Source organism: Eudoraea sp., from assembly GCF_049665975.1.
GTDB lineage: Bacteria > Bacteroidota > Bacteroidia > Flavobacteriales > Flavobacteriaceae > Eudoraea.
Genome location: NZ_JBATGR010000277.1, coordinates 1 through 12,484 on the forward strand (window position 1 = coordinate 1; position 12,484 = coordinate 12,484).

The following is a 12,484-nucleotide window of genomic DNA, read 5'->3' on the forward strand; positions in this document are numbered from 1 at the left end:
GTCTTGATTAAAGTCGCAAGGATCTAAGGGATCTGTTGAATCCGAAACTTCATCGCCATTAGTTACCCCGTCGCCGTCGCAATCCAGGATGTCCCAATCTGTGGTTGGTGTCACCGACACGCTTGCAAGTATTAAGTCACAGGAGTCCAATGGATCCGTTCCATCCGAAACTTCATCACCATTGGTTACCCCATCACCATCACAATCCAGGTTGTCCCAATCAGTTGTTGGTGTCACCGTTACGCTTGAGAGTATTAAGTCACAGGAATCTAAGGGATCTGTTCCATCTGAAACTTCATCTTCATTGGTAACCCCATCGCCATCGCAATCCAGGTTGTTCCATTCATCGGAAGGAGTTACAGTCTGACTGGCTAATATAAAATCACATGGATCTGATGGATCGGTTTCATCTGTTATTTCATCCTCATCAGTTACACCATCACCATCAGAATCAGGATCACAAGTGGTCGTTTCCGAATCCAAATAATTAGGCGTTCCATTACCGCTGCAATCGTCATTGGTGGGATCGCCGTCACCATCGGTATCCTCATCAGGAGTATCCAGACCATCACCATCGTCGTCAATATCACGGTAGTTGACATCCTCAGTGCCATCGGTATCCGGTAAATCAGTTGCAGGGTCTGTGATTTCATCATTTACCAGAAAAGGATCATTTAAATTACTCCCCTCATAACCATCATCAAGGCCATCCTCATCTGTGTCTGTTCCTGTAAAGGTCTGATCCGGGACCCCATCAAAATTGAAGTCGTTCCCTTCATTATTATCAGGTACCAGATCATTGTCGGTATCCGAATCCAAATAATCTAACGCATCCGTACCATCTGTATTCTCAGGAGTTAGACCGCCAATATAAGCCGAGTTTACACCATCATTGGACACATAAGTAGCCTCATCATCTTCGTTAGGTAAAATATAGCCACTGGTAGTTTGTGCTTCAATATTGTCCGGTAAACCATCATTATCTGAATCAATATCCAGGTGGTTTGGAAAACCGTCGCCATCACTATCCAATGGATTGGTTAATGGATTATTATCATTATCCAGATTCGGATCTTCTTCCGTATCCAGTATACCATCATTATCATCATCAAGGTCTGTACTATCCTTTACGCCATCCCCATCAGTATCAGGATCTGAATTTGTGGTATCAGGATCCAAATAATCCGGTGTTCCATTGCCACTGGTGTCATCATTGGTTGGGTCACCATCACCATTAGTATCCTCATCCGGAGTATCCAGGCCATCCCCATCGTCATCAATATCCCGGTAGTTGACATCTTCAGTGCCATCGGTATCCGGTAAATCAGTTGCCGGGTCTGTGATTTCATCATTTACCAGAAAAGGATCATTTAAATTACTCCCCTCATAACCATCATCAAGGCCATCCTCATCTGTGTCTGTTCCTGTAAATGTCTGATCCGGGACCCCATCAAAATTGAAATCGTTTCCCTCGTTATTGTCGGGTACCAAATCATTGTCCGTGTCTGAATCCAAATAATCCGGTTCATCCGTGCCATCTGTATTTTCAGGGGTAAGACCTTGATCTCCTGATCCTTCATATGCATTATCCAAGCCGTCCTTATCATCATCCAATCCAGATGGAAGTATATAACCGCTTGTGGTCTGTGCCTCTATATTATCAGGGAGACCATCATTATCGGAATCTATATCCCTGAAATCGGGATTTGGGTCATTATCGGAATTAATCGGATGGAGTCCTTCTCCGGAGCCGGGAGTGTCTTCATAATGATCATCAAGACCATTGCCATCACTATCCATACCACAGGGTGGTTGAAAACTGGCAGCTTCCTGAGCTTCCACATTGTCCAGAATACCATCATTATCTGAGTCAATATCCCTAAAGTCTGGTTGAAAATCTCCATCTGTATTTACAGGTATCAATCCACCACAACTGCCAGGAGTTTCTTCATAATGATCGTCCAGGCCGTTACCATCGGAATCCATCCCACAGGGTGCCTGAAAGTCCGCAGTGGTTTGAGCTTCTACATTGTCTAATATGCCATCGTTATCGCTATCTATATCTACATAATCAGGATAACTATCTAAATCTGAATCTATAGGTACTATTCCTCCACAGCTGCCCGGGGTTTCTTCATAATTGTCATCCAATCCGTTGCCATCAGAATCAATCCCACTTGGAGCAATATAACCGTGTGTTGTCTGGGATTCCACATTGTCAATAATTCCATCGTTGTCTGAATCGACATCAAGGTGATTGGGAACCCCATCTTTATCAGTATCTGTTGGATGCGTTAACGGAATATTATCCCAATCTGGATTATTATCTTCTATGGCATCTATAATACCATCATTGTCATCATCAATATCTGTAAGATCTTTTACTCCATCATTATCAGTATCTATCTCAGTCGCTGTATAGTTGATAACAATGGCAAACTTTGCAGGTATTTTGTCAAACGAAGAAGAAAGAACAAAAACTAAAATGCCAATTATGAAGGTAAAGCCGAAAGAGGCCTTATCTCGTATTCTGGTTGGGGTAATGTTTTCCATAAATGATAGTTTTCAATTAAACATATCACCATGGCTTTGTAGGAAAAAACTTTGTAAGAGACAGGGCTTCTCTATATTATCGTTGCAAGATATAGTTAAATTACATAGCATCAAATCCATTTGAAAACATAAGTTAACAAATATCTTTAAAAGACCTCATTACTCGTTAAACGTCCAAAACTTTGATTCCATTTAAAAATTATGTCGGGGATAAAAAGTTATTAAAAAAAATTAAGATTTCATAAAACGAAGATTTCTAGCTTTTAATCGATAATAACACTTAATTCTCTTAGAATAATAATCTAAAAGTCATTCAATACAGACTATTGAGTCTAATGTGAATCATTTTATAAAATTCCTTCTATTCTCCCAGAGCTATATTATTTGACTTATTTTTGCTTAAATTTTTGCTGTGAATTTTTCAAAAGAAATAGAAAAGAGAAGAACTTTTGGTATTATTTCCCATCCTGATGCCGGGAAAACTACACTTACGGAAAAGCTGCTCTTATTTGGAGGCGCAATACAAGAGGCAGGAGCTGTCAAAAATAATAAAATAAAAAAGGGAGCGACCAGCGATTTCATGGAAATTGAACGTCAGCGTGGCATTTCGGTAGCAACTTCAGTTCTTGCTTTCTTATATAAGGATAAAAAGATAAATATTCTTGATACTCCAGGCCACAAGGACTTTGCAGAAGACACTTTCAGAACCCTTACAGCAGTAGATAGTGTAATTGTTGTTATAGATGTTGCTAAGGGTGTGGAGGAACAGACGAAGAAATTAGTAGAAGTCTGCAGGATGAGAAATATTCCCATGATCGTGTTTATCAACAAACTGGACAGAGAAGGAAAGGATGCCTTTGACCTTCTGGATGAAGTAGAAAAGGAATTGGGATTAACAGTTTCTCCTTTAAGTTTTCCCATTGGGATGGGTTACGATTTTAAGGGTATTTATAATATTTATGAAAAAAACATTAACCTTTTTAGTGGGGATAGTAAAAAAAACATCTCAGACATAATTGCATTTAATGACTTAAACAGTCCTGAATTAGTGAACATTATCGGAGCCCAGGCGGCTGAAACTTTAAGAGATAATATGGAATTGGTAAGCGGTGTCTATCCTCCTTTTGACAAACAAAAGTATCTGGAAGGCTCACTTCAGCCGGTTTTTTTCGGTTCTGCGTTGAATAATTTTGGAGTAAAAGAACTTCTTGATTGTTTTATTGAAATAGCTCCATATCCCCGATCGAAGGTCGCTGAAGAACGTTTGGTTCATGCCAATGAAAATGAGCTTTCAGGTTTTGTATTTAAAATCCACGCGAATATGGATCCCAAACACAGGGATCGTTTGGCATTTGTGAAAATTGTTTCCGGAACATTTGAGCGCAACAAACCTTATTTACATGTAAGGCACAATAAGAAATTAAAGTTTTCAAGTCCCAATGCGTTTTTTGCAGAAAAAAAGGAAATTGTAGACATATCTTATCCTGGCGATATTGTGGGACTTCATGATACAGGTAACTTTAAAATTGGAGATACCTTAACTGAGGGTGAAATTTTACATTATAAAGGTATCCCCAACTTTTCTCCGGAACATTTCAGATATATCAACAATGCAGATCCGATGAAATCCAAGCAGTTAAATAAGGGAATTGACCAGTTAATGGATGAGGGCGTTGCTCAGTTGTTTACGTTGGAACTTAATGGCAGAAAAGTTATAGGTACTGTAGGCGCCTTGCAATACGAAGTAATTCAATACAGATTAGAACATGAGTACGGTGCAAAATGTACCTATGAAAATTTTCCTGTTCACAAAGCCTGCTGGGTTGATCCTGAAGACCCTAATAATGATGAGTTTAAAGAATTTATCAGAGTAAAGCAGAAATTTCTTGCCAAAGACAAGCTCGGACAATTGGTGTTTTTGGCAGATTCACAATTTTCATTACAAATGACTCAACAGAAATACCCAACTGTTAAACTGCATTTTACTTCAGAATTTCAATAATCAGGGCAATGTATAAACCAAAAATTAAAAACCCATGAATTATGATTCATGGGTTTTTAATTAAGCCTCTCCAGTAGGACCAAAATTTAACGGAATTGGAGGTTGATCATAATCTTTGATTGTTCCATGAGCCTTTTCAAAACGACTTACATTATCATTAAGCGCTTTCAAAAATTTCTTTGCGTGCTGAGGTGTAAGTACAATTCTACTTTTTACCTTCGCTTTTGGCGCCCCCGGCATCATGCTTATAAAGTCGACAACAAACTCTGAAACAGAATGATTTATTATGGCCAAATTGGAATAGATTCCTTCGGCTATTTTTTCGTCCAGCTCAATGTTTATCTGTTGTTGTTTCTGATTTTTTTCTTCCATTTTTCACTTCAAAAATAATAATCCAATATCACAAAAAAACCCTCAATTTTCTAATTGAGGGTTAATAATTTTAAAACTTTAATTCTTCTTTGCGAGCCATAATTTCATCGTATTCCTCTTTTGAACCTACGATTATATTTTCATAATCTCTCATACCGGTTCCGGCAGGAATTTTATGACCTACAATAACATTCTCCTTCAATCCCTCCAGGTAATCAATTTTACCACTTACAGCCGCTTCATTCAAGACCTTTGTTGTTTCCTGGAACGATGCCGCAGAAATAAACGATTTGGTTTGTAAAGAAGCCCTTGTGATACCCTGCAGAATTGGTGTAGCTGTCGCTGAAACAGCGTCTCGTGCAGTCACCAAATTCTTATCTGCACGTTTCAAGATTGAATTTTCATCTCTCAATTCTCGTGCTGTAATAATCTGGCCTGCCTTAAGGTTTTCTGATTCGCCTGAATCTTCAACTACTTTCATACCAAAGATCTCATCGTTTTCTTTGATAAAGTCGTCTTTGTGCACCAATTGGTTTTCAAGGAATGTGGTATCTCCAGAATCCTGAATACGTACCTTTCGCATCATCTGTCGTACAACTACTTCAAAGTGTTTGTCATTAATTTTTACACCCTGGAGACGATAAACTTCCTGTACTTCATTTACAAGATACTGTTGTACCGCTGACGGCCCTTTAATTGCAAGGATATCTTCCGGCGTAATTGAACCATCAGATAAAGCCATACCAGCTCTAACATAATCATTTTCCTGAACCAAAATCTGGTTTGAAAGTTTTACCAAATATTTCTTTACTTCACCAAGTTTGGATTCAATAATAATCTCTCTATTTCCTCTTTTTATCTTACCAAAAGAAACTACTCCATCTATTGCAGTAACAACTGCAGGATTAGATGGATTACGAGCTTCAAAAAGTTCGGTTACTCTTGGTAAACCACCTGTAATATCTCCCGATTTGGCTGATTTACGTGGAATTTTAACCAATGTTTTACCTTCTTTAATCTTATCGTTATCATCCACCATTAAATGTGAACCAACAGGAAGGTTATACGAACGTAAAACTTCATCCTTTGAATTTTTAATCAATAAGGTAGGAATCAATTTCTTGTTTCTGGATTCTGAAATAACCTTTTCCTGAAATCCGGTTTGTTCGTCAATCTCAACCTGATAGGTAATTCCCTGTTCAATATTTTCATATGCAATTTTACCCGGGAATTCCGAAACTATGACTCCGTTGTAAGGATCCCACTGGCAAATTAAATCTGCCTTGGTTATTTTACTTCCATTCTTAACAAAGATTTGAGAACCATAAGGAATATTATTGGTGCTGAGTGTAATTCCTGTGTTGGAATCAACAACTTTGATCTCTGAAGTTCTTGAAATTACAATGTTTACCGCTTTCCCATCGGCATTCTCACCTTTAACAGTTCGCAAATCTTCAATTTCTGCGACACCGTCAAATTTAGCTTCAAGTTTGCTATCCTCTGAAATGTTTCCTGCAATCCCTCCAACGTGGAAGGTACGCAATGTAAGCTGCGTTCCAGGTTCGCCAATAGATTGTGCAGCCACAACACCAACCGCTTCACCGCGCTGCACCATTTTGTTGGTTGAAAGGTTTCTGCCATAACACTTGGCACATATTCCCTTTGCAGCCTCACAAGTAAGTGCCGAGCGAACTTCTACTTTTTCAATAGGTGAAGCCTCCACTTTCTTTACATCGGCTTCCAATATCTGTTGACCTGCTGTTAATAACAACTCTTCTGTTAACGGATTATATAAATCATGTAGAGAAACTCTTCCTAATATACGCTCCCCTAGAGTTTCGACAACTTCTTCATTTTTCTTTAAAGATTCAACTTGTATACCTCTAAGAGTTCCGCAATCATCTATATTAACGATTACATCCTGAGAAACATCCACTAATCGTCTTGTAAGATATCCTGCATCTGCTGTTTTAAGAGCAGTATCTGCAAGTCCTTTACGAGCACCGTGAGTAGAAATAAAGTATTCCAAAATAGATAATCCTTCTTTAAAGTTAGAAAGAATTGGGTTTTCTATAATCTCACCCCCACCTGCAGTAGATTTTTTAGGCTTAGCCATTAATCCACGCATACCTGTTAGCTGTCTAATCTGTTCCTTTGAACCCCTGGCTCCAGAATCTAACATCATATACACCGAATTAAATCCTTGTTGATCTTCCCGGATACGCTTCATTGCCAACTCAGTTAACATGGCATTTGTCGAAGTCCAGACATCAATCACCTGATTATATCGTTCGTTGTTCGTAATAAGACCCATATTATAATTCATCATAATTCCATCTACCTGTCCATTGGCATCAGCAATCATGGTGTGCTTTTCCTTTGGAATAATAATATCCCCAAGACTAAAGGACAGTCCTCCTTTAAAAGCAAAATCATAACCCATGGTCTTAATCAAATCCAGAAACGCTGCAGTTGTAGGTACATCTGTAACAGCAAGAATCCTTCCGATAATATCACGTAAAGACTTCTTGTTTAAGACTTCATTTATATATCCGGCTTCTTCCGGCACAACCTTATTAAAAAGTACTCTACCAACAGTAGTAGGAATAATCTGATTTACTAATTCACCTTCCTCATTAAAGTCTTTAGCTCTCACCTTAATCCCGGCATTCAGTTCAACTTTCCCTTCATTAAATGCGATTTCTACCTCTTCATAGGAGTAAAAAGTTAAGCCTTCACCCCTAACAGGTACTTCTTTGGTAGATTTACGTTCCTTGGTCATATAATATAACCCAAGAACCATATCCTGAGAAGGTACGGTAATAGGAGATCCATTAGCCGGATTTAATATGTTGTGTGAAGCCAACATCAAAAGTTGGCATTCCAATATAGCTTCAGGGCCCAACGGTAAATGCACCGCCATTTGATCCCCATCAAAATCCGCATTAAAGGCCGTACAAACAAGAGGGTGCAAACGAATTGCCTTACCTTCTATTAATTTAGGTTGAAATGCCTGTATCCCCAATCTGTGTAACGTAGGGGCCCGGTTGAGCATGACAGGGTGTCCTTTTAAAACATTTTCTAAAATGTCCCAAACTACCGGTTCTTTTTTATCAATTATCTTTTTGGCCGACTTAACCGTTTTAACAATACCCCTTTCGATCAATTTTCTGATCACAAAAGGCTTGTATAGTTCTGCAGCCATATCTTTTGGAAGACCACATTCATATAAGCTCATTTCAGGTCCGACAACAATCACGGAACGAGCAGAATAATCTACCCTTTTACCCAATAAGTTTTGACGAAAACGCCCTTGTTTACCTTTCAAGGAATCCGAAAGAGATTTAAGCGGCCTGTTCGATTCAGTTTTCACTGCTGAAGCTTTACGCGTATTATCAAAAAGAGAATCAACCGATTCCTGAAGCATTCGTTTCTCATTTCTTAAGATAACCTCAGGTGCTTTAATTTCCATTAATCGCTTTAAACGATTGTTCCTTATAATTACACGCCTGTAAAGATCATTTAAATCAGAAGTCGCAAATCGACCTCCATCTAATGGAACCAGTGGACGTAACTCCGGTGGAATAACCGGAACTACCTTCATGATCATCCATTCTGGTCTATTATCCCTGTTATCCTGAGATTCCCTTAACGCTTCAACAACCTGAAGTCTTTTTAAGGCTTCTGTTTTACGTTGTTTCGAGGTCTCCGTATTAGCTTTATGTCTTAAATCATAGGACAGTTGTTTCAGATCAATTCGCGCCAGCAAATCGATAAGGCATTCTGCTCCCATCTTGGCAATAAATTTATTGGGATCTGAATCTTCCAAATATTGATTTTCCGGAGGAATAGTTTCAAGAATATTTAAATACTCTTCTTCAGTTAAAAAATCCAATTTCTGAATTTCCTCTCCTTCAGGTCCTTGAGCAATACCCGGCTGAATTACCACATAACGCTCATAATAAATAATCATGTCCAATTTCTTGGAAGGCAATCCCAAGAGGTAGCCAATTTTGTTTGGCAAGGAACGGAAGTACCAAATATGAGCAACCGGCACTACTAAGTTTATGTGTCCCACCCTGTCGCGACGAACCTTTTTCTCAGTAACTTCAACGCCACATCTGTCGCAAACAATTCCTCTATAGCGGATACGCTTGTACTTTCCACATGCACATTCATAATCCTTTACAGGACCAAATATGCGTTCGCAGAACAATCCATCACGCTCTGGTTTATGAGTTCTATAATTAATAGTTTCAGGCTTTAAAACTTCACCTCGGGATTCTCCTAAAATTGATTCAGGAGATGCCAATCCAATTGAAATTTTATCAAACCTTTTAATTGCGGTATTATCTTTTATTCTAGCCATTATAATATGGTGATAGTAAATTTAAAATATGTAAAAAAAACTATTATTCTTCAAGTCTAATGTCTAAACCTAATCCCTTAAGTTCGTGCATTAATACATTGAAAGATTCTGGCAAGCCAGGTTCAGGCATGGTTTCGCCTTTTACAATTGATTCATAGGTTTTGGCACGTCCAATCACATCATCAGATTTTACGGTCAAAATCTCACGAAGGGTAGCCGATGCGCCATACGCCTCTAAGGCCCAAACTTCCATTTCTCCAAAACGTTGTCCCCCAAATTGTGCTTTACCTCCCAAAGGTTGCTGTGTAATCAACGAATATGGTCCAATAGAACGTGCATGCATTTTATCATCCACCATATGTCCTAATTTTAGCATATAGATTACCCCAACTGTTGCAGCCTGGTCGAAGCGTTGCCCGGTTCCTCCGTCATACAGATAAGTATGACCAAATCTTGGGATCCCGGCTTCATCGGTAAATTCATTAATCTCATCAAGTGTAGCACCATCAAAAATTGGAGTCGCGAATTTCTTGCCAAGATTTTGACCCGCCCATCCCAGAACGGTTTCATAAATCTGGCCAATATTCATACGAGATGGAACACCTAAAGGGTTTAATACAATGTCTACAGGAGTTCCGTCTTCCAAGAACGGCATATCCTCATGTCTGACAATACGGGCAACAATACCCTTATTACCATGACGCCCAGCCATTTTATCACCAACTTTAAGCTTACGTTTTTTGGCAATATAAACTTTTGCAAGCTTCATAATGCCTGCAGGCAATTCATCCCCTACGGATATGGTGAACTTATCTCTTCTAAGATTCCCCTGAAGATCATTCAACTTAATTTTATAATTGTGAAGCAGGTCGGCCACTAAAAAATTTGTGTCTTTATCAGTAGTCCAACTACCCCCAACAAGATGGGCAAAATCATCCACTGAATTAAGCATCTTCATGGTATATTTTTTACCCTTAGGTAAAACCTCTTCACCAAGATCGTTTAATACTCCCTGAGAAGTCTTCCCATTTATAAGTTTAAACAATTTATCGACCAATACCTCTTTAAGTTCCTGGAATTTTACTTCATATTCAAGTTCCAGACTGGAAATTGCTTCCTTGTCTTCCGAACGCTTGCGTTTATCTTTAATAGAACGAGAGAATAACTTTTTATCAATAACTACACCACGCAATGAAGGTGATGCTTTTAATGAAGCATCCTTAACATCCCCGGCTTTATCACCAAAAATTGCACGAAGTAGTTTTTCTTCCGGAGTAGGATCCGATTCACCTTTTGGTGTAATCTTTCCAATAAGAATATCTCCTGGCTTTACTTCAGCACCAATTCGTATCATTCCATATTCATCAAGGTCTTTTGTCGCCTCTTCTGAAACATTAGGAATATCATTGGTTAATTCTTCAGCTCCTAATTTGGTATCTCTAACTTCAAGAGCATATTCATCTATATGTATTGAAGTAAAGATATCTTCGCGGACAACTTTTTCAGAAATTACAATAGCATCTTCAAAGTTATATCCTTTCCAAGGCATAAAGGCTACTTTAAGGTTTCTACCTAAAGCTAATTCGCCACCTTCTGTTGCATATCCTTCGCAAAGTACCTGTCCTTTTTTAACCCGATCTCCTTTTTGAACGATTGGCTTAAGATTAATACTGGTACCTTGGTTGGTTTTTCTGAATTTAACCAATTGATAGGTCTTGGAATCATCCTCAAAACTAACCAATTTTTCATTCTCGCTACGTATGTAATTAATTGTGACCTTTTGAGCATCCACATATTCAATTACACCATCACCTTCAGCATTTATTAATACTCTTGAGTCTGATGCAACTTGCCTTTCCAATCCTGTACCAACAATAGGAGATTGCGGTTTCAATAAGGGAACAGCCTGCCGCATCATGTTAGAACCCATCAAGGCCCTGTTTGCGTCATCGTGTTCAAGGAAGGGAATTAAAGAAGCAGAAATAGATGCAATCTGGTTAGGAGCAACATCCGTATAATTTACCTCTATAGGATCTACAACCGGAAAATCTCCTTCTTCCCTGGCGATAACTTTCTCCTGATCTATCGCTCCATTGTCCTTGAGTGGAATATTGGCCTGAGATATTTTCATGCCTTCCTCTTCTTCAGCGCTCAGATAAACAAAATCTTTAGTATCTACTTTTCCGTTATCAACCTTGCGATAAGGTGTCTCCAAGAATCCCATAGGGTTTACTTTGGCAAATACCGCAAGTGAAGAAATAAGTCCAATATTTGGTCCTTCAGGAGTTTCAATAGGACATAGTCTTCCGTAATGCGTGTAGTGAACGTCACGAACTTCAAATCCTGCACGTTCTCTTGAAAGACCCCCTGGTCCCAGAGCTGATAATCTTCTCTTGTGTGTAATTTCCGCAAGAGGATTCGTCTGATCCATGAACTGTGATAATTGGTTAGTACCAAAAAATGAATTAATCACAGAGGACAGTGTTTTGGCATTTATCAGATCAATCGGAGTAAATACCTCATTATCCCTTACATTCATTCGCTCACGAATGGTCCTTGCCATACGCGCCAAACCAACACCAAATTGAGATGATAATTGTTCACCAACGGTTCTAACACGCCTGTTAGAAAGGTGGTCTATATCATCAATTTCTGCTTTGGAATTAATAAGTTCAATTAAATACTTGATTATAGTAATGATATCTTCCTTGGTAAGTACCTGTTTGTCCATACCAATATCCAAACCAAGCTTTTTATTCATTCTATAACGACCAACTTCACCAAGATTATATCGTTGGTCAGAGAAAAACAATTTATCAATTATTCCACGTGCTGTTTCCTCATCAGGTGGTTCTGCGTTACGCAGCTGACGATAAATATGTTCAACCGCTTCTTTTTCAGAATTTGTTGGATCTTTTTGCAAAGTGTTATGAATAATTGCATAATCACTTTGTGCATTATTCTCTTTATGAAGCAGAATGGTTTTAACATCTGCATCAATAATTTCATCAATATGTTCCTTTTCAAGGACAGTATCACGATCCAGGACTATTTCGTTTCTCTCTATGGAAACAACTTCTCCTGTGTCTTCATCAACAAAATCTTCATGCCAGGTATTAAGAACTCTAGCAGCAAGTTTGCGTCCTAAGAATTTCTTCAATCCGGTTTTTGAAACCTTTACTTCTTCT

Annotated in this window: 5 protein-coding genes; 1 reads left to right on the forward strand and 4 read right to left on the reverse strand. The window is 38.6% G+C overall.

Annotation, left to right across the window (positions count from 1 at the left end; genetic code table 11):
- Positions 1 to 2,553, reverse strand: a 2,553-nt coding sequence (locus WBN20_RS09745) for a gliding motility-associated C-terminal domain-containing protein (RefSeq protein ID WP_424281538.1), incomplete at its 3' end; no start/stop codon positions are given.
- Positions 2,554 to 2,965: 412 nt separating this feature from the next.
- On the opposite strand from WBN20_RS09745, the gene WBN20_RS09750 reads away from it, so the two are divergent.
- Positions 2,966 to 4,555, forward strand: a complete 1,590-nt coding sequence (locus tag WBN20_RS09750) for a peptide chain release factor 3 (RefSeq protein WP_424281539.1) — start codon at positions 2,966 to 2,968, stop codon at positions 4,553 to 4,555.
- Positions 4,556 to 4,615: 60 nt separating this feature from the next.
- On the opposite strand, the gene WBN20_RS09755 is transcribed toward WBN20_RS09750, so the two are convergent.
- The 3 genes from WBN20_RS09755 to rpoB all read right to left on the reverse strand — a co-directional run.
- Entirely contained in the window at positions 4,616 to 4,927 is a 312-nt protein-coding gene (locus tag WBN20_RS09755) for a DUF3467 domain-containing protein (RefSeq protein WP_424271971.1), read from the reverse strand.
- A 70-nt stretch (positions 4,928 to 4,997) separates the two neighbouring features.
- Positions 4,998 to 9,296, reverse strand: a complete 4,299-nt coding sequence (gene rpoC / locus WBN20_RS09760; RefSeq protein WP_424281540.1) for a DNA-directed RNA polymerase subunit beta' — start codon at positions 9,294 to 9,296, stop codon at positions 4,998 to 5,000.
- A 43-nt stretch (positions 9,297 to 9,339) separates the two neighbouring features.
- Positions 9,340 to 12,484: DNA-directed RNA polymerase subunit beta (gene rpoB / locus WBN20_RS09765; RefSeq protein WP_424281541.1), on the reverse strand; the 3,145-nt coding region annotated here is incomplete at its 5' end.